Source organism: Bradyrhizobium pachyrhizi (assembly GCF_001189245.1).
GTDB classification, from domain to species: Bacteria; Pseudomonadota; Alphaproteobacteria; order Rhizobiales; family Xanthobacteraceae; genus Bradyrhizobium; species Bradyrhizobium pachyrhizi.
Genome location: NZ_LFIQ01000049.1, coordinates 43,006 through 62,193 on the forward strand (window position 1 = coordinate 43,006; position 19,188 = coordinate 62,193).

The 19,188-nt window shown below is 65.6% G+C and carries 17 protein-coding genes; 4 read left to right on the forward strand and 13 right to left on the reverse strand.

Translation table 11 applies throughout. From position 1 onward, the window contains the following. Positions 1 to 3: 3 nt before the first annotated feature. The 3 genes from AKL29_RS07735 to AKL29_RS07745 are packed head-to-tail and all read right to left on the reverse strand — an operon-like array spanning position 4 to position 3,477. Positions 4 to 726: a GntR family transcriptional regulator gene (locus tag AKL29_RS07735; protein WP_028335658.1), complete on the reverse strand. Its 723-nt coding sequence runs from the start codon at positions 724 to 726 to the stop codon at positions 4 to 6. Positions 727 to 754: 28 nt separating this feature from the next. Continuing rightward, positions 755 to 2,350, reverse strand: coding sequence for a GMC family oxidoreductase (locus AKL29_RS07740; RefSeq protein ID WP_050383691.1), 1,596 nt, complete (start codon positions 2,348 to 2,350; stop codon positions 755 to 757). After that, positions 2,350 to 3,477: a mandelate racemase/muconate lactonizing enzyme family protein gene (locus AKL29_RS07745; protein WP_050383692.1), complete on the reverse strand. Its 1,128-nt coding sequence runs from the start codon at positions 3,475 to 3,477 to the stop codon at positions 2,350 to 2,352. Before AKL29_RS07745 ends, AKL29_RS07740 begins: the two co-directional genes overlap by 1 nt. Positions 3,478 to 3,597: 120 nt before the next feature. On the opposite strand from AKL29_RS07745, the gene AKL29_RS07750 reads away from it, so the two are divergent. From AKL29_RS07750 to AKL29_RS07760, 3 genes are read left to right on the forward strand one after another with little or no spacing between them, the layout of a single operon-like run. Beyond that, positions 3,598 to 4,353 (forward strand): ABC transporter permease, encoded by a 756-nt coding sequence (locus AKL29_RS07750; protein WP_410712095.1) that lies wholly within the window; start codon positions 3,598 to 3,600, stop codon positions 4,351 to 4,353. Continuing rightward, on the forward strand, positions 4,350 to 5,159 hold the full coding sequence (locus AKL29_RS07755) for an ABC transporter ATP-binding protein (RefSeq protein WP_050383694.1): 810 nt from the start codon (positions 4,350 to 4,352) through the stop codon (positions 5,157 to 5,159). The genes AKL29_RS07750 and AKL29_RS07755 overlap by 4 nt, the downstream gene beginning before the upstream one ends. A gap of 21 nt (positions 5,160 to 5,180) precedes the next feature. Then, entirely contained in the window at positions 5,181 to 6,176 is a 996-nt protein-coding gene (locus tag AKL29_RS07760) for an ABC transporter substrate-binding protein (protein ID WP_050383695.1), read from the forward strand. 124 nt (positions 6,177 to 6,300) lie between these two features. Here AKL29_RS07760 and AKL29_RS07765 read toward each other — a convergent pair whose 3' ends face one another. The 10 genes from AKL29_RS07765 to AKL29_RS07810 form a co-directional block, all read right to left on the reverse strand. Beyond that, positions 6,301 to 7,809, reverse strand: coding sequence for a glycerol-3-phosphate dehydrogenase (locus tag AKL29_RS07765; RefSeq protein WP_050383696.1), 1,509 nt, complete (start codon positions 7,807 to 7,809; stop codon positions 6,301 to 6,303). After that, a complete protein-coding gene (locus tag AKL29_RS07770; RefSeq protein WP_050383697.1) occupies positions 7,806 to 8,534 on the reverse strand; it encodes a class II aldolase/adducin family protein in 729 nt (242 codons plus the stop codon). The genes AKL29_RS07765 and AKL29_RS07770 overlap by 4 nt, the downstream gene beginning before the upstream one ends. 17 nt (positions 8,535 to 8,551) lie before the next feature. After that, positions 8,552 to 9,592 (reverse strand): 2-hydroxyacid dehydrogenase, encoded by a 1,041-nt coding sequence (locus tag AKL29_RS07775; protein WP_050383698.1) that lies wholly within the window; start codon positions 9,590 to 9,592, stop codon positions 8,552 to 8,554. Next, positions 9,585 to 11,165: an FGGY-family carbohydrate kinase gene (locus AKL29_RS07780; protein ID WP_050383699.1), complete on the reverse strand. Its 1,581-nt coding sequence runs from the start codon at positions 11,163 to 11,165 to the stop codon at positions 9,585 to 9,587. The genes AKL29_RS07775 and AKL29_RS07780 overlap by 8 nt, the downstream gene beginning before the upstream one ends. Before the next feature lie 2 nt (positions 11,166 to 11,167). After that, positions 11,168 to 12,283, reverse strand: a complete 1,116-nt coding sequence (locus AKL29_RS07785) for an ABC transporter ATP-binding protein (RefSeq protein WP_410712096.1) — start codon at positions 12,281 to 12,283, stop codon at positions 11,168 to 11,170. Positions 12,284 to 12,295: 12 nt separating this feature from the next. Beyond that, positions 12,296 to 13,399, reverse strand: coding sequence for an ABC transporter ATP-binding protein (locus AKL29_RS07790; protein ID WP_050383700.1), 1,104 nt, complete (start codon positions 13,397 to 13,399; stop codon positions 12,296 to 12,298). 4 nt (positions 13,400 to 13,403) lie between these two features. Further along, positions 13,404 to 14,261 carry a carbohydrate ABC transporter permease gene (locus AKL29_RS07795; RefSeq protein ID WP_018273209.1) on the reverse strand — a complete coding sequence of 286 codons (858 nt, stop codon included), beginning with the start codon at positions 14,259 to 14,261 and terminating at the stop codon, positions 13,404 to 13,406. A 14-nt stretch (positions 14,262 to 14,275) separates the two neighbouring features. Further along, on the reverse strand, positions 14,276 to 15,205 hold the full coding sequence (locus tag AKL29_RS07800; protein ID WP_193395192.1) for a carbohydrate ABC transporter permease: 930 nt from the start codon (positions 15,203 to 15,205) through the stop codon (positions 14,276 to 14,278). Between the two features lie 117 nt (positions 15,206 to 15,322). Continuing rightward, positions 15,323 to 16,762 carry an extracellular solute-binding protein gene (locus AKL29_RS07805; RefSeq protein ID WP_028335671.1) on the reverse strand — a complete coding sequence of 480 codons (1,440 nt, stop codon included), beginning with the start codon at positions 16,760 to 16,762 and terminating at the stop codon, positions 15,323 to 15,325. Between the two features lie 28 nt (positions 16,763 to 16,790). Next, entirely contained in the window at positions 16,791 to 17,807 is a 1,017-nt protein-coding gene (locus AKL29_RS07810) for a sugar-binding transcriptional regulator (protein WP_050383702.1), read from the reverse strand. 134 nt (positions 17,808 to 17,941) lie between these two features. Between AKL29_RS07810 and AKL29_RS07815 the strand changes: the two genes are divergently transcribed. Beyond that, positions 17,942 to 19,188 (forward strand): FGGY-family carbohydrate kinase (locus AKL29_RS07815; protein ID WP_050383766.1); only part of this gene is annotated, 1,247 nt, incomplete at its 3' end.

Below are 19,188 nucleotides of genomic sequence, written 5' to 3' on the forward strand. Positions count from 1 at the left end.
GCGCTATGGCCTTAGATCCATATCGATCCGCACAAAATCGCCGCGATAGGTGACTTCACCGAGATAGATCACGGTGCGATCGCTCGCCGTGAAGACACGGCGGACTTCGGCAACCGGCGAGTTCAGAGGTACGCGCAGCAGCCGCGCCGCCTCGATATCCGCGGTTCCGATGGTCAATGTCTGTCGGGCGCTGGCAATCGCCGGATCCCTGAGATCGTTGAGGATCGGGATCACCGTCTCGTTGCGAAAGCGCTTGGGAGACCTGCGAAAGATCTTCTCATCGAGATAGATGGAAATGACGCAGTAAGGCTGCTTCTGGCGCGAGTGCAGACGGCGCATGAAGACATATTTCTCGGCCGGCTTGCCGTCTTCGGGAAGCAACGGCGCATCGCTCCGGCTTTCCGAGATGTTGATGATTTCCGGCGAGGTGTCGCGGTACATGTCCGCGAGGTCGGACAGGGTGGTCTCGACCTTGAGCCAGCGGTCCTGTCGTACAGTCCCGGTGACGAAGGTGCCGCGGCCCTGCTGCGCCTCGATGACACCGTCGCGGGCGAGCAGTTCGACGGCCTGCCTGATGGTGACGCGCGAGACGCCGAACTCGGCCGCCAGATCCTCGTTGGCCGGCAGGCGAAAACCTTGACTCCAGACACCGCGCGCAATCCGCTGGCGAAAGATATCGGCAATCTGCGCGTATTTGGGGACGTGACTGTCGGAACTCAATTCCATCTCGCCCTCCGGAAATCAAGCGACCCAATCACGGCATGACAAGGGCTGCACCGCGTTCCCCGATCATCAGGCTGGTCGCGTTGGTGTTGGCCGAGGTGATCTGCGGCATCACCGAGGCGTCGATCACGCGCAGCCGCTCAACGCCGCGCACCCGCAGCTGCGGATCGAGCACTGCCCGCTCGTCGCTGCCCATGCGGCAGGTGCCGACGCAGTGAAACACCGTGCCGCCGGTGTTGCGCGCGAAATCCCATAGCCCGGCATCGTTGCGTGCGGCCTCGCCCGGCACCATTTCGACGTCCCAGAGCGGGCGGAACGCCTCTTGCCGATAGATCTCGCGCAAGATCTTCAGGCCGGCAACAATGGTCTTGCGGTCGATCTCCTCGGCGAAATAATTGGGCGCGATCAGCGGCTGCTCGAACGGATCGGCCGAACGGATCGCAAGCTGTCCGCGCGACCGGCCGTGGCATTGCCAGACCGAGGCCGTGAAGCCGGAATAGCTGTGGAGGGGTTCGCCGGGCTTGTCGACAGAGAGCGGCATCACGTTGAACTGCACGTCCGGACGGCCACCGACCGCATATTCGGTACAGGCCGCTCCGCCCACCTGTCCCGCCCCCACCGTCAACGGCCCCCGCCCGGCCAGCATCCACTGCAACCCCATCTTCGCGAGCGCGACGGGATGACGGACCTGGTCATTGAGCGAGATCCGCTCCTTCAGGCGCACGATCAGCCGTGCCTGGTAATGGTCCTGCAGATTGGAGCCGACTTCGGGCGAGTCGGTGACGACGGCAATACCGTGCTTGCGAAGCAGGTCGGCCGGACCGATCCCGGAAAGCTGGAGGATTTGCGGCGATTGCAGCGCGCCGCCGGACAGGATGACCTCGCGATCGGCTGTCGCGCGATGAACCTGCCCCTTGCTGATCCACTCGACGCCAGTCGCGACGCGGCCGTTGAAAGTGACTTTGCTCACCTGCGCGTGCGTGATGATGGTGAGGTTGCGCCGGTCGGCAATCGGTCGAAGAAAGGCGGATGCCGAGCTGGTCCGCCAATGCCGTCCGATGCCAAGCTGATAGGAACCGACGCCAAGCGTCGTCGCGCCGTTGAAGTCGGGATTGCGCGGCAGGCCGAACTGTACGCCCGCCTCCACCCAGGCACTCGACGCCGGATTGTCGTTCCGGAGGTCGGAGACCTCGAACTCACCGAGGCCGCCGTGATACTGGCTCTCGCCGCCGCGATAGCGCTCGTAGCGCCGGAAATAGGGCAGGACGTCGCGATAGCTCCAGCCGTCGGCGCCGAGACGTTCCCAGTCGTCAAAATCCTCGTGCTGGCCGCGGATGAAGATCAGGCCATTGATCGACGACGATCCGCCGAGCACGCGGCCGCGCGGCCAGACAATGGCGCGGCCGCCGCTTCCTTCCGACGGCTCGGTGTTGAACAGGCGCGAGAAGCGCTCGTTGTAGATGGTCCGGTAATACCCGACCGGCAGCTTGAGCCAGAAATTCCGGTCCGATCCGCCGGCTTCGAGCAGCAGCACGCGGCAGGCAGGATCGGCTGACAGTCTGTTTGCGACCAAACAGCCCGCCGACCCCGCACCGACGATGATGTAATCGTAGCCAAGCCCCGACATCACGCGGTCCGGTATTGTTCGATCGAGGCAAGATCGGGCGCGATGCCGAGACCTGCCTCGTCGCCGAGCTCGATCATTCCATCGCTGACGTGAAGCACGGGGCCGCAGAATTGATCCCGCAGCGGGTTCTCATTGCTGTCGACCTCCAGCAGTCCCTCGCCGCCGACGCCCGCCAGAAGATGCGCCGACGTCAACAGGCCGATGCCGGCGCCGAGATAGTGCGGGCAGAACATCTTGCCTGACGTCAGGATGTCGCGGGCGATGCCGGCGCAAGCCGAAAGCCCGCCCCACTTGGCGATGTCAGGCTGGACGACACCGAGAACCGGCTCGCTAAGCATCTCGGCAAAGCCAGCGTGGCTCGCGATGTTCTCACCGGCCGCGAGCGGAAAACGGATCGTCTCGTGCAGCTGCTTCCATTCCTGCCGCGGACGGTCCGCGCGGATGGGCTCCTCGAGCCAGGCAAGGCCGAACGGCTCGAGCTGCGGCGCACGCTCGAGCGCCTGCGCAATGGTCCAACCCTGGTTGACATCGGCCGCAAGCATGCCATCGCCGACGAGGCGGCGCAGCGCGGCGAGATTGGCCCGGTCGCCTGCCGGATCGAAGCCGATCTTCAGCTTCAAGGCGCGGTAGCCGCGGCCGAGCGCTGCTTCCGCCGCTCGCTCCGATCCGACCGGATTGATGCCGCTGGCATAGACCTTGATGCGGCTCCGCGATCCGCCGAGCAGTTTCCACAACGCTACGTTCCGGCGGCGCGCATGGAGATCCCAGACGGCGAGATCGATGCCGGCGATCGATTGCGCGAATGGACCTGCTTCGCCGGATTGCAACGCGAGCACCGACGTCCCCTGCGTCAATCGCTCGAATGCGGCATCAGGTTCGCTTGCCCTGAATCCGACAAGCGCCGGTGCCAAGACCTCGTTGACCAGCCGGACACGATGCTCGGCGCCCGGCGCGGGAAAGTTGCACCAGACCTCGCCCCAGCCCACGTAACCGTCCGTGTCCTCGACCCGAACGAACACGGCAGGCCGGTCCCCCATCCGCCCGAACGAGGTGATGACCGGTATCGTCAGAGGATAGCGAAAGCCAAAGGCCTGGACGCTCCGGATGGTGAAAGGCGGCGATGTCATGCGCGGAAGCCTGCGGCGCCTACGACCAAAGCGGCGCTTGTATGGTCATCCTATTTATAATATGACTTGGGCAAACATCAACTGCAATCTGGGTGGACGCGTCGAATGGACGGAGCTGGCGTGAGACGCTTTGGTCTCGGGTTGATACCGTGGGTCGGTGCGATCCTGCTCTGGTATGCCGTGCGCTGGAGCGGCTTCGTCAACACATCGCTGATCCCCGCCCCGCACCAGGTCGCCGCGAAGTTCGTCGAGCTTCTCACCAAGGAAGGCCTCCTGATCGACATCTTCGCCTCGACCAGGCGCGTCTTCTTCGGCGTCTCGCTTGGAATTCTCGTCGCGGTGCCCGTCGGCTTTCTGCTCGGATGGTATCGCCCGGCCCGCACCTTCGCCGACCCCATGATCAACTTCTTCCGCGCGCTGCCGCCGATCGCGCTGATCCCGCTCGTCATCGTCTATTTCGGCGTGGACGAGCTCGCAAAGCTCGTCATCCTGTTCTACGCCTCGTTCTTCTCCGGCGTGATCGTCATGTATGAGGGGGTCTCTCAGATCACGCCGCTCTATATCCGCGTGGCGCAGACGCTCGGCGCCAATCAAACGGAAATCTTTCGCAAGGTGATCATTCCCCTCACCGTTCCGCACATCCTCACCGCGCTGCGGGTCGCGCTTGGGGTAGCCTGGGCGACGCTGGTGGCATCCGAACTGATCGCCGCCCAGCGTGGGCTTGGCGCCATGATCCAGAATGCATCGACCTATTTCCTGCTCGACGTCATCTATGTCGGCATCATCTGCATCGGCCTGATCGCGCTGATCATGGACATGATCCTGCGCAAGATCACGGCCCGGTTGCTGGTCTGGCAGGATCGGGCCATCGCATGACCACGCGCGCGCAGTTCGACAAGGTTTCGCTTGCCTTCGAGACCCCGAAGGGACGCCTCAACGTCGTCGAGGATGTCAGCTACGATATCAACGATGGCGATTTCATCGCGGTGATCGGCCCGTCAGGCTGCGGCAAGACCACGATGATGAGCATGCTCGCCGGCTTCCAGAAGCCGACGACCGGAAGCGTGTTGTTCGACGGACAGCCCGTCGCTGGTCCCGGTCCCGAGCGCGGCGTCATCTTCCAGGAATATGGCGTCTTCCCGTGGCTGACGGTGAAACAGAACATCGCTTTCGGCCTGACGCTCCGGGCCAATCACGTTGCGGCCGGTGAGCGCGATTTGATCTGCGATCACTATCTCGGCCTAATGGGGCTGTCCGACTTCGCCAACTCCTATCCGAAGCATTTGTCCGGCGGCATGCGTCAGCGGCTCGCGATCGCGCGGGCTTACGCGGTCAAGCCGCAGTTCCTGCTGATGGACGAGCCGTTCGGTGCGCTCGACGCCCAGACCCGTTCCAACATGCAGAACCTGCTGCTCAAGGTGCTCCAGACCGAAGGCAAGACGGTCATGCTGATCACCCACTCCGTGGAGGAGGCGATCTATCTCGCGTCCCGTATCGTGGTGGTAACCGCGCGGCCGGCGCGGATCAGGCAGATCATCGACGTGCCGTTCGCCTATCCGCGCGATGAATCGATCCAGGAACGGCCCGAATTCGGCGAGCTGCGAAGCTATATCAAGCATCTGGTGATGGACGAGTATCGCGCCCAGCAGGCGCAGATGCGTCCGGTCTCATTCTCGGAATAACAACACAGCGGAGGACGACCTATGGATCGGCGACAATTTCTGACCACGACGGCCGGGCTTGCCCTGGGGTCCTTCACCGCCGCAGCCCCTGCGATTGCGCAGGCAAAAACAAAAGTTCGGGTCGGCTATCTGCACACCGTTGCCGTCGACGGCCAGATCTGGACCGGCATGGACCGCGGCTCCTTCGAAAAGCAGGGACTGGATCTCGAGCTGCGGCAGTTCAATACCGGCCTCGAAATCTTCCAGGCGCTGATCGGCGGCAGCCTCGACGTGCTGGCGACGGGCGCCGTGCTCTCGAACTTCCCCGCCCGCGGCCAGGGCAAAGTCTTCCTCATTAACGACATCGAGGTCGCGACCGCACAGCTCTGGGTGCGCGGCGATCAAGGCATCAAGTCATTCGAGGATCTGAAGGGCAAGCGAATCGCAACCGCGACCGGCACTACCGCGCATGTGTTCCTGGACACCGCGTTGCGCGCGAACAAGGTCGATCCCAAACAGGTCGAACTCGTCAACCAGACCATGCCGGCCGCCGTAACCGCGTTCATTTCAGGCGCGGTACCTGCCGTCGCGCTCTGGGTGCCTTTCAACGTGACGGTTCGCGACAAGGTGCCGGGCGCGGTCAAGCTCGCCGACGCCTCAGCCTATTATCCGAAGGCCGCGATCATCGGCGGCTGGGCGGCGGCCAACGATTATTACGAGCCCAACAAGGAAACGCTGGCGAAGCTGATCCGTGGCTGGGCCGATGCCAATGACTACATCATCGCGAACAGCACCGAAGCGATGGAAAAGCTGCAGAAGGGCCATTACAGCCAGACGCCGATGGCCGACATCGACGAATCGTTCAAGGCGCAGAAGATGTTCTCGTCTCGGGACTGGAAGCGGATGTATTCCGACGGCACGGTCACCAACTGGCTGCAGCAATCGACCGACTTCTTCATGGCCAATGCCGGCATCAAGAACTTTACGCCGGCAAGCAAATATTTCGATCCGAGCCTGTATCTGAAAACGATTGCGTGACGCACCTGGACGCGAATCGCGTCCTAAAGCGCGATGAGATTAGGTTGAATCGTCGTCGCGCTTTAGCTCCTTGTTTGAGCATGATCTTTTCGGAAAACCGCTTCGCACTTTTCCGGATCATGCTTTAGAGGTAGTTTTCGAACGCGACTCGCTGCGCGGGCGTCAAGTGCAAGCCGTGCTTGGTGCGCCGGTCCAGGAAGTCGGCGGGCTGCCTCGCCCACTCATTCTCGCGGAGATACACCGCTTCGCATTCATAGAACTCGCCGCCGAAATGACGACCCAGGTCGACGGTGCTGCGGACCCGACCCAGCAGTTGGCGCGCGCGCGTCCCATAGAGACGGGCATAGTGATCGACGAGGGTTCGCGGCAGGTCGGGATAGTCGCGTGCCAGCCGATTTGCGAATTCATCGAAGCTGCCGCCGATGTCGCCGCCCGGTAACGGCCGGTGCGCGGTCCAGGCCGACGACAACTTCGGAAACCACGGCGCGAAGCGCTGCAGCGCCTGCTCCGCCAGCCGGCGGTAGGTCGTGATCTTGCCGCCGAAGATCGACAGCAGCGGCGGTGCATTCTGCGCGCCGTGAACCTCGAACACATAGTCGCGCGTCACGGCCGACGGATTGTCGGCGTTGTCGTCGTAGAGCGGCCGGACCCCGGAGAACGCGTGCACGATCTCGCTCGCCTGCGGCGGCGTCTGGAAATAGCGGCGCAAGACCTGCAACAGGTAATCGATCTCGTCCTCGCCGATCGCGACGTCCTCGGCGCGGCCGTGATAGGGAATGTCCGTTGTGCCGATCAAGGCGAGATCATCCTCGTAGGGGTTGACGAAGATCACCCGGCGATCGCTGTTCTGCAGCAGATAGGCCTGCGGCCCGTTCCAGAATTTTGGCACCACGATATGGCTGCCCTTCACCAGCCGCAAGCTCTGGGCCGAATTCAGTCCGGCCACGCCCTGGATGACATCCTGAACCCACGGCCCGGCGGCGTTGACCAGCGCGCGCGCCCGCACCACCTGCGCCGCGCCGTCGTCGCCGTGCATTTCGAGCAGCCAGGTCTCGCCGTCGCGGCGCGCGCGCACCGCCCGCGTGCGCGGCAGGATGCTGGCGCCGTTCTGCGCGGCATCGATCAAATTGAGGATCACCAGCCTGCTGTCATCGACCCAGCAGTCCGAATATTCGAAGCCTCGCCGGAACTCCTGACGCAGCGGCGCGCCCTCCGGAGCGCGCGACAGATCCAGGCTGCGGCTCGCCGGCAGCTGCTTGCGGCCACCGAGATGGTCGTAGAGCAACAGCCCGGTGCGGACCAGCCACGCCGGCCGCTGCTCCGGCGAATGCGGCAGCACGAAGCGCATCGGCCAGATGATGTGCGGCGCCGACGCGAGCAGCACCTCGCGCTCGATCAGCGCCTCGCGCACCAGTCGGAACTCGTAATATTCGAGATAGCGCAGCCCGCCATGGATCAGCTTGCCCGAGCGCGACGAGGTGCCCTCGGCGAAATCATCCTTCTCGCAGAGCAGCACTTTCAGTCCGCGGCCGGCGGCGTCGCGGGCGATGCCGGCACCGTTGATGCCGCCACCGATGACCGCGATATCGACCAGCCCGTGATCTGTACCTGCGACCGGCGCAGTGCCCGTCATCGCTTGCTGCTGCGCCGTTTCTCGGCGCGGCGCGGCGCCGCCTTTGCCGTCGCGCGGGTCTTGTTCGGCTTCGGCGCCTGCAAACCGTAGGTGGAGAACCCCTTCGCAGTGTCGGCAATCTCCTCGTCGGTCAGGATGACGCGCGAATCGAGCGCGAGCGAGAGGTAGTACTGCCGCGCGATGGTCTCGAGCTCGACCGCGAGCCACATTGCCTTGTCGAGATTGGCGCCGAGCGCGATCATGCCGTGATTGGCGAGCAGGCAGCCATTGCGTCCTTCGAGCGCCGCGATCGCATGATCGGACAATTCCTTGGTGCCGTAGCGCGCATAGCCGGCGCAGCGGACCTCGGTGCCGCCGAACGCCGCCATCATGTAATGGCAGGCCGGGATCGGCTTGCGCGCGATCGCGAGCACGGTCGCGTAGGTCGAATGGGTATGGACGATGGCGCCGACGTCGGGCCGGGCGCGCGTGATGTCGAGATGGAAGCGCCATTCGGTGGACGGCTGCAGCGGCCCCTCCCACGCGCCGTAGTCGCCCTCCAGCGGCATCGAGGCGATCATCTCCGGCTTCATCGAATCGTAGGGGGTCGCCGACGGCGTGATCAGCATCCGGTCCTTGTAGCGGGCGGAGATGTTGCCCGATGTCCCCTGGTTGAGACCCGACGCATTCATCCACCGGCACTTGGCGATGATCGCCTCGCGCAATTGTCGTTCCTCACGGGTCATACGAACTGCCTTTCTCTTCAGCACGGATTGCGTGGCGGCTCGCCGGCCAGGAAGCGGCGAACCTCTTCGGCCGCCTGCACGGCGGCCACGGTGACGGTACGCACGGAGGCGCCGGCGATGTGCGGCGTCAGCGTGACGTTGGGGAGTTGCAAGAGCGGCCAGTCCGCCGGAACCGGCTCGACCGCGAAGGTGTCGAGCATAGCGCCGCCGAGATGCCCCGACGCCAGCGCATCATGCAGCGCTTCGTAGTCGACCAGCGGACCGCGCGCGGTGTTGATCAGGAACGCGCCCGGCTTGATCCGCGCCAGCGCCTCGCGCCCGATGAAACGGGTGGTCTCCGGCGTCACCCGGGCGTGCAGCGTGACGACGTCGGCGCGGCCGAGCAATTCGCCGAGCGCGACATGCTCGACGCCGTCATTGCGGTCCTGGGCGCTGAGCTGGACATAGGGGTCGGCGACCAGGATCTTGCAGCCGAAGGCCTTCAGCAGCTTGACCACGCGGCTGCCGATCGCGCCGTAGCCGACAATGCCGACCGTCATCTCGCCGAGCTCGCGCCCGGTACGGTCGGCGCGATAGAGATCGCCGCGCCATTCCCCGCCTCGCAGCGCCTCGTGACCGCTGCGGATCAGGCGTGTCTCGGCCAGAATGGCGCCGATCGTGAACTCCGCGACCGCACCTGCATTGCGGCCGGGCGTATTGACCACCAGCACGTTGTGGTCGCGCGCCGCCTGCATGTCGATGTTGACCGGGCCGCCGCGCGACACCGCGATGAACTTCAGCTTCGGCAGCCGTTCCAGCATCGACCGCGAGATCGGCGCCAGATGGGTGACGAGCAGTTCGGCATCGCCGATGAAACCGATGATCTCGTCGGGCTGCCCCATGAATTCCTTCAGGCCGTCGAGCTTCGAGCCGGCGTAACCGTGCTCCATCGGCTCGTCCGGCCAGGGCTGCTCCAGGGTGCGAATGTCGACGCCATCGCCGCAGGCCGATCGGATGTGCTCGGCGAACACCGAGGGCAGCATGAAGCGGTCGCCGACGATGGCGATGGACTTAGACATGATCGCCTCCGGCGCGCAGCGCGGCGAGTTGCTTCCAGACCGGCCGCGACGCCAGCCTTGCCTCGAGATAGGTCGGGAAGATGCTGGCATAGCGCTTCGCCAGCGCAGCGTCCGGCGATTGCGGGCTACTGAGATGCGGCGCGACCCACTGCCCGGCACAGGCGCGCATGTCGGGATAGGCATCGATCGCGACCGCCGCGATCATCGCAGCGCCCGCGGCGCCGGCCTCGGCGCGGCTGCAGATGCGGACGTCGCAATCCAGTGCGGCCCCGAGGATGGCACCAAGCGCACGGCTCTTCGCCGCGCCGCCCGTGATCCTGACGTCGCGCGGCAGCGAGCCCATCGCCGCATAGCAATCCCGCGCGGCGAAGGCCAAGCCCTCCATCACGCCGCGCATCAAGTCGCCATAGCGGTGACGCGAGCGCAGGCCGAAGAATTGCGCGCTGGCCTCATGCGCCACGAACGGACCGCGCTCACCGGCATCGGAAATGAACGGATGGAACAGCACCTCGCCGGGCCTGGCCCGCAGCACCTGATCGTCGAGCCGGCGGATCAGCTCGGCGCGCGTGCGCGTCACGCCTTCCGCCGCCAGCATGTCGCAGGCGAGATCGAGCATCCAGTCGATATTCAGCGTCGCCGCCATGTTGGACTGCATCTGAGCATAATGACCCGGCACCGGGAACGGCATGGTGTAGCCGGTGGCCTCCCGGTTCAGCGTCACCGCGTCGGCGCTCGGCACCAGCCGCATATGCATGCCGGTCGAGCCTATGATGGTGCAGCCGACATCGGGTGACGGATCGTAGAGCCCGGCCCCGAGCGCATTGCAGATCACGTCCACATAGCCGAGGCACACCGGAACTCCTTCCGGCAGGCCGATCTCGATGGCGGCGGCCGCTGTCAGCGGATGCGTCATGACCGCGCCGTCAACGACCGGCGGGAACAGGCGCGTCAGGTCGGCGATACCGATCAACCGCGCGGTCTCCGCATCGAAGGCACGCTTGCGGAAATCACCGCAGGAGAACGTGGCTTCCGACGGATCGGTTGCGCGTTCACCGGTAAGCAGGAAATAGAGCCAGTCCTTGCAGTGGAAGGCCGTTGTCGCGCGAGCGATCGTGTCAGGCATATGGGCCTGCAGCCACGCCAGTTGCGGCCCCTGCTGGCAGGCATTGAGCCCGGAGCCGGTGCGGCGGTAGAGGGCCGCGTTGCGCTCGCCGGCGCGAATCTCCTCGACCAGCCGGCCGGCGCGCGAATCCAGCCACAGCAGCGCCGGCGCAACCGGCCGGCCGTCGTCGTCGATCAGCCAGGTGCCGTCGCCCTGCCCGGTGACCGCGACGGCCGCGATCCGCGCCGACAGGTCAGGCACTGACTTCGCCAGCGCACGAATCACCGCGACCGTATCGCTCCAGGTTTGCGCCATGTCCTGCTCGACGTGGCCGCTGGCCGGGCTAACGTACGCGTTCGGCCGCGAGACATCGGCAAGCTGCTCGCCGGTCAGCGTGAACGCCACGGCCTTGATCAGGGAGGTGCCGGCGTCAATGCCGATGATGACGTCGCGGCTGGCCGAAGCGGTCATCGTCACGCTCCCTCCGCATGGCGAATGCAGGTCCCGTCGCCGCCGAAGATGTGCAGGTGACGCGGCTCCAGCGCGAACGAGACGATCTCTCCCGGCCGCGCGGCGACGCGGCCCGGCGTGACCGCGATCAGCATGCGGCCGCCGCAATCGCCGGCGACATGCGATTGATCGCCGAGCCACTGGTTGGAGACGACCTTGACCCTGACGTCACCGGTCCCGACCACGATCTTCTGCGGACGAATGCCGATCCGCACCTGCGGCGTGGCCGCGAGCGTCTTCGCCGCCTCAACGTCGAGTCCGGCGCCGGCGATATCGAAACGCATGTCGGTTCCGACCGACAGGCGGAAGCCGCTATCCGACCGCATCACCTCCGCGTCGAGCAGGTTCATCGGCGGCTCGCCAATGAAGCTTGCGACGAACAGATTGGCGGGCCGGCCCTTCAGCTCCTTCTCGCTGGCGAATTGCTGCAGCACGCCGCCTTCCATGACGGCGATGCGGTCGGCCAGCGCACTCGCTTCGGTCTGGTCGTGGGTGACGAAGATCGCGGTCATGCCGCGCTCGGCAAGCAGGCTCTTGATCCGGCCACGCAGCACCGCGCGCAGCTGCGGTTCGAGCTGCCCCATCGGCTCATCGAGCAGATAAAGATCGGCGTCGCGCACCAGCGCCCGCGCCAGCGACACGCGCTGCTGCTGGCCGCCGGAGATCGCGCGCGGATAGCTGTCAAGGATGTCCTCGATCTCGACCAGGCGGGCGATCTCGTCGACGCGGCGCGTTACCTCCGCGCGCGGCAGCTGGGCGGATTTCAGCGCGAACGCAATGTTCTCGCGGACCGTGAGCGGCGGATAGAGCGAGTAGCCCTCGAACGCCATCGCGACCTTGCGCCGCGCCGGCGGCAGCTCGTGGATCCGCCGCCCGCCGAGCGCGATCGATCCGGCGGAGACGTCCTCGAAGCCTGCGATCATGCGCAACGTCGATGTCTTGCCGCAGCCCGATGATCCCAACAGTGCGACGATCTCTCCCTTCTCGACCGCCATGTCGAGTGCGCGCACCGCATGCACCGGCTCTTTTCCGCGGCTGCGGTAGACCTTGTCGATGCCTCGAAGCTCGAGCATGTCCATGACCATCCGCTCCTATGCCGCCTTGAGCCGGTGCGACGCCCCGATCCGCAGCCCCGTCGCGCGATCGAACAGCATCGCGGCGTCGGGCGCGAAGCGAACGAAAACGGCATCGTCAGCCGCGCCTTGCGGTGCATCCGGCGGCAGCGCCGCCAGCCATTCCGTTCCGTCGGCAAGACGGAGCAGCAGCACCGCCTTCTCGTGCATCGGCGTGATCGCGAGAATGCGCGCCGGGATGGCGTCGTCGGTGGACGCGGACGAAACCGCGAGATCCTCCGGCCGGACGCCCAGCCAACATGCACCGGCCGGCGCTGCGCCATCGGCCGCCCCGAGCCGCATCCTGGCGCCGGCGACCGTGGCCAACAACATGCCGTGTTCCGCCACCGGCGATACCTCGGCGAGGTTGATGGTCGGATCGCCGAACAGGCGCGCGATCGCTACCGACGCGGGTTGGGCATAGATATCGGCAGGCGTCGCGACCTGCGCGAGCCGGCCGTCGATCAAGACTGCGATGCGGTCGGCGATCGCCATCGCCTCACGATAGTCCTGGGTCACGTAAAGCACGGCGGCAGTGCCGCGCCGCAGCAGATTCGGCAGCTCGAGCCGCATCTCGTAGCGCAGCTTGGCGTCGACATTGCGCAAGGGATCATCCAGCAGCAGGACATCCGGATTGCCGATCAGCGCCCGCGCCAGCGCCGTGCGCTGCTTCTGTCCGTTCGACAATTCGCGCGGCGCGTGACCGAGCACGTGCTCGATCTTGAGCAGCCTGCTGATCGCGGCAACGCGGCCGGCGACATCGCCGCCGCCGGCCCTGGCGCGCAGGCCGCTTGCGATATTGTCGCGGGCGGTCATGTGCGGGAACAAGGCAAAGTTCTGGAATGCCATGCCGATCCCGCGCCGCTCCGGCGGAGCACCGACCACCGAGCGGCCGCCGACGAGGATATCGCCGTCGTCGGGCTCGAACATGCCCGCGATCATGCGCAGCAGCACCGTCTTGCCGCTGCCGGACGGTCCGAACACCGCCACGATCTCGCCGGGTTCGACGGCCAGCGACAATCCGTCGGCGGGCCGTGCCGCACCGAATGCCTTGCTCACCGAGTTGATCTCGAGACGCGCCATCGGATCAGCCTTTCACCGCGCCGAGCGAGAGACCCTCGACCAGATAGCGCTGCGCATAGAGCGCGAGCAACAGGGTCGGCGTCACCGACAGCACGATCGCCGCCGCGATCTGGCCGTACTGGATTCCCGATGCGGTGACGAAGGCGAGCGCGCCGACCGTCACCGGCTGCTTGTCGGCGGAGGCCAGGATCAGAGCGAAGACGAAATTGTTCCAGCAGAAGATGAACGACAGCAGCCCCGCCGCGGCGATCCCCGGCCCAGCCAGCGGCACCGCGATTCTCGTGAAGGCCTCGCGCCAGGAATGCCCGGCCAGTCGGTAGGCATGCTCGATATCGGGGCTGATATCCTCGAAATAGCCGCGCACGATCCACAGGATCAACGGCAGCGCGATCAACTGATAGACCCAGACGATCCCGAAGTAGGTGTCGTTCAACCCGAGCTCCTGGTAGTACAGCGACAGCGGCAGGAGCACGAGCAGCGGCGGCGCAAAGCGGAACGACAGCAGCGTGAACGCAATGCTCTCGCCGAGGCGGAATTTGAAGCGCGCAAAGGCGTAGGCGGCCGGCACGCCGAGCAGCAGCGCCAGCAGCACCGCCGCGCTCGACAACACGACGCTGTTAAACAAATTGCGCATGAAGGAGATCTGCAGATTGCCGGCCGCGGTGCGCAGCTGGCCGGAGATCAGCGCCTCGTAATTGGCAAGCGTCGGCTCGAACAGGATCCGCGGCGGGATCCGCAGGATCTGCTCGTTGGTCTGGAACGACATCAGGAAGATCCAGACGATCGGAAACATGAAGAAGATCAGGATCAGCGTGAGCGCCACGCCGCGGAAGATGCGACCGGCAAGGCTGGAATGTTCCATCGCTCCTCTCCCCGTCACGTGTGGCCGTGCGCACGCGCGCGCAGCCGCAGCCAGTTCTTGATGAAGATGTTCGACAGGATGTTGGTGATCAGCCATAGGATCATCAACAGCGCCGCCGATCTGCCGACATTGGTGTACTGGAAGAACTCCAGATAGGCCTGCACCTGGAACACCATCAGCCGGTCACCCGGCCCGCCCTGCGTCATCGCATAGATGATGTCGAACTGCTGGATCGAATCGAGCAGCCGGAACAGCGACGCCGTGATGATGTAGGGCGCCAGCATCGGCAGGGTGATGCGGAAGAACACAAAGCTCGCCGGCACGCCGTCGAGTGCTGCGGCCTCGAACGGCTGCCGCGGCAGCGAGCGCAGCCCCGCCAGCAGCAGGATCATGATGAAGGGCGTGTAGACCCAGACATCGACCAGCACGACCGTGAACAGCGCACTCGATGGATCGGAGGCCCATTTGAAATCGGTGACGCCGAACAGGCCGACCAGATAGGACAGGATGCCGAAGCTCGGATTGGTCATCAGCTTCCACATCAGCGCGGCGATCGCCGGCGCCGTCATCAGCGGCAGCAGCAGCATGATCGACACCGCATTGTGGAAGCGGGTCGGCCGGCGCAGCAGCAGCGCGATGCCAAGACCGAGCAGCAGCTCGAGCACGACCGTGACCACGGTATAGGTGATCGAGACGCGGAACGTATTCCAGAACGCCGGGTCGGACAGGAAGTCGATGTAGTTTCCGGCGCCGATAAAGCCGCGCAGATGAGGCAGGTTCAGCCGGTAGCGCTGCAGCGAGTAGACCGCCGCGGTCACGAACGGAACCAGGATCGCCACGCAGACGAGCAGCGCCGGCAGGCTGAGCAGATAAGGCAAGAGGCGCACGCGCGGCCTTGGTTTGGCCGGCGTTGCCTGCGCGTTCGTCTGGAGAAGTTGGACCATGCTCATGATGATAAGAGATCGCGTTCGGCTGGCAAACGCCGCCGGCTCGGATGGGACAAGGGTCCGAGCCGGCGGATGGGTGCGGTGCGGGGGATCAGGCACCGCACAGTTGATCCGTCAGCCGAGACCGGCCTGCTTGAGCTGGCGGTTGATGCTGTCGGCGAGCTTGTCGAGCCCCTCGTCGACGCTGACCTCCTTGGCCACCATCTTCTGCAGCGAGGCGGCCCATTCCGTCGTCAGGTCGAAGAACAGCGGCTGCGCCGTGAAGTAGATCTTGGCGCCGGGCGACGACATGTCGTGCTGCTCGAGATAGCCGGGATAGGATTTCGCGATGCGGTCGCGGAATTCGCTGTCCTTCCACACCGATGCGCGAACCGGGTTGACGAAGTCCATCTTGCGCGCGCCGAACAGGTCGTGCTCGACGGATGCCGCCCACTGCATGAACAGCCAGGCCGCCTCCTTCTGCTTGGAGAAGCTCGACATCGCGAGCGACCAGATCCAGACATTCGGGGTCGGCGCCTTGGCGGCCGGATTGGCCGCGAACGGCGCATAGCCGAGATGCCCCTTCTCCTTGTTGTCGCCGCCGTTCATGAAATAGCCGAGAATGTCGGCGTCGAAGATCATGCCCGAGGCGCCGGCGCCGAGATCGGTGCCGACCTGGTACCAGGTGTAAGTCGACCAGTTCTTCGGGCCCGAGGTCTGGATCATCTTGACCCATTTGTCGTGGAAATCCTTCGAGGCCTTGGTGTTCATCGCGGCCTTCAGCTTGCCGCCCTCCATCACGAAATCCTTCTGGCCGAAGTTCGAATAGGCCGACAGGAAGCCGGGATGGATGGTCGCCCAGGAGCGCGAGCCCCGCACGCCGACGCCGTAGGGACCGCCGGCGTCCTTGGTGATCTTGGCCGCGACCTCCAGCATCTCGTCGAGGTTCTTGGGCGGCTTGACGCCCACCTTGTCGAAGACGTTGCGGTTGTAGGTGATGTTGTTGAGCTCATAGCCCCAGGGGATGCACCACTGCTTGGCCTTGCCCGAGCCGAGCTCGGAGCCGGCGACGCCGTCCCACGCGGTCGAGGCGCGCAGGCCCGGCAGCACGTCGTCCCAGGCGAAGGCCGGGTTGGTCTTGGCCGGATCCTTGATGTAGGTGTTGAGGTCTTCGATCCAGCCCGCCGGACCATAGGTCCAGGTCATGTAGGCGCCGGTCATGAAGGCATCGTACTGGTCCGACTTCGACGACAGCGCCGCCGTCACCTTGTCGAAATAGACGTCCTCCGGGAAGATGTCGTAGGTGACGTTCATGCCGGTGAGCGTCTTGAACGCCTCGATGTCGCCGATCATCGCATCGACATAGGGGTGCTTGTTGAGCAGCAGCTTGACGCTCTTGCCGCTCTGGGCCTTCCAGTTGAAGTCGGCGGCCATCGCCTTCGACATCGAGGAGGCGAAAGCGGCGTTGGCGGCGATGCCCGCGATGCCGAGCTTGGCGGCGCCGTCCAGGAGATCGCGGCGGCTGATGCGTTTGGCAGCGTAGGAGTCGAACAGATTCTTCTCGCGATCGAACATGTATTTCCTCTCCTTGTTGACGCTTGTTTTATGTGTCCTTCCGGGTCTTGCTTCTTGTCTTGCCGGATGTGGTCTCCGGCTTGTCGGTGGCGAGCGCCTTTGCGGTCGCTTCGTCGATGATGAGGCCGTGCAGAACGCCGCTGCGCAGCACGCCGCGCAGCGCGGTCACCTTGGCCGGCCCGCCGGCGATGGCGACGATCCGGTGCTTCCTGAGATCGGGCATGCTCATTGAGGTGGCGCGGGCCGACAGGTCGGTGTCCAGCACCGTTCCGTCGGCGCTGAAGAAATGCCCGAGCAGGTCGGCGCAGGCGCCGACGCGCTTCAGCTCGACGACCTCGTCGGGCTTGATCATGCCGCTCGACACCAGGAAGCCGTCGCGGCTGACCTGGCCGATGCCGACGAACAGCAGCGAGGCCTTGCGCGCCAGAGCGAACACGTCGGCGATGCCGAATTGCTGCATCAGAACGGCGCGGTCGGCGACCGAATTGGCGAACACCGGCACCGGCAGCAGATAGGCTTCCGCGCCGGTGCGCTCGGCGAGCTTGTGAATCACGTCGAACGGATTGGCGGCAAATTTCCGCGTCAGTCCGCCGAGCAGCGACACGAACTGCGCGTCGCGCGCAGGCGTCTGCGGCATCTGCTCGACGACGGCTGCAAGCGTGCGGCCATGACCGACGCCGATCACCTTGTCCTGGCCGCGCTCCAGGATCTGGCGCAGGAAGCTCGCGCCTTCCAGCGCCAGCGCCTTCAGCGGCAGATCGCCCTCGCCGAGATCAGGCGCGACGCGGCAGAACGAAAGGCCGAAGCGCTGCGCGATATCGTTCTCGAGCGCGACGCATTCGGCGACCGGTCCCTCGACGAACACGCGGATCATGCCCTCGCGGCTGGCGCGCGCGATCAGGCGATGCGCCTTGGTGCTCTGGATGTTGAGGCGATCGGCGACCTCCGACTGGGTGAGCCCCGCCGCGAAATACAGCCACGCCGCGCGCGTCGCGAGCGACGCCTCGCCGTCGATCACCGGCAACCTGTCGGGCGGGGGTGCCATATCAGGAAAAGTCCGCTTGCAAATTTCTTCACGTCCTGCAAAAAATTGCAGAGGCCGAACGGGGCGTCAATCCCCCAAACGTGCTGCAGCGCAACCAATGTCGTCGCGCGCGCACCAGAGAGCGATGAGGTCGCATGGGAGGTCTGTATCTCGGCATCGATGTCGGAACCGGAGGCGTGCGCGCCTGCGCAATCGATCCGCACGGCGGCATCCGCGGCGTCGCGTCCGTCGCGCTGCCGGCACCGCGCGTCGACGGCAACGCCATCGACCAAACACCGGAGCTGTGGTGGCAAGCCGCGACGGCGGCCATCCGCAAGCTGGGCGAGACCGTGGCTCTCGGCGACGTCACCCGCATCGTCGTCGACGGCACGTCGGGCACGCTGCTGCTGGTCGACGCCGCCGGCCGCCCCTGCTCGCCGGGGCTGATGTACAATGATGCCCGCGCCACGCGTGAGGCGACGCGCGTCGCGGCGGTCGCCCCGCGCGAGAGCGGCGCGCATGGCGCGAGCAGCGCGCTCGCCAAGCTGCTCTATCTGCAGAATGACGGCTATGTCGGCGATGCCCGCCACGCCGTTCACCAAGCGGACTGGATCGCCGGCCGGCTCGCGAACCATCACGGCATCAGCGACGAGAACAACGCGCTGAAGCTCGGTTACGACCCGGTCGCGCGCACCTGGCCATCCTGGCTCGAACAGCTCGGCGTGCGCGACGATCTGCTCCCCGAAGTGCTGGTGCCGGGCACGCCATTTTCCGAGATGGATCCGCAGATCGCGCGGTCGCTGGGGCTGCCCCCTACAGCGCAGGTCGCCGCCGGCACCACCGATGGCGTTGCGGCCTTCATCGCAACGCGCGCCGACCAGCCTGGCGATGCCGTCACCTCGCTCGGCACCACGCTGGTGGTGAAGCAGCTTGCGACCCAGCCGATCTTCGCGGCCGATCAGGGCGTCTATTCGCACCGGCTCGGCGAACGCTGGCTCGCCGGCGGCGCCTCGAACTCGGGCGGCGCGGCGCTGCTGATGCATTTCACCGCCGCCGAGATGGAGCGGCTGACACCTCAGCTGACGCCGGACCAGCCGACGGGGCTCGACTATTATCCGCTGCCAAAACCCGGCGAACGCTTTCCGATCGCCGATCCAGCGCTGGCCGCGCGGGTCACGCCGCGTCCGGCGGAAGATTGCCGCTTCTTCCAGGGCCTGCTCGAGGGCATCGCCTCGGTGGAAGCCCTCGCCTACCGCCAGCTGGCGCAGCTCGGTGCGCCGCGCCTGCGCCGCGTCATCGGCATCGGCGGCGGCGCGAAGAACGACGCATGGATCCGGATCCGGCACCGCGTGCTCGGCGTTCCCGTTTCGGTCGCCGAGCAGACCGAAGCAAGCTACGGCGC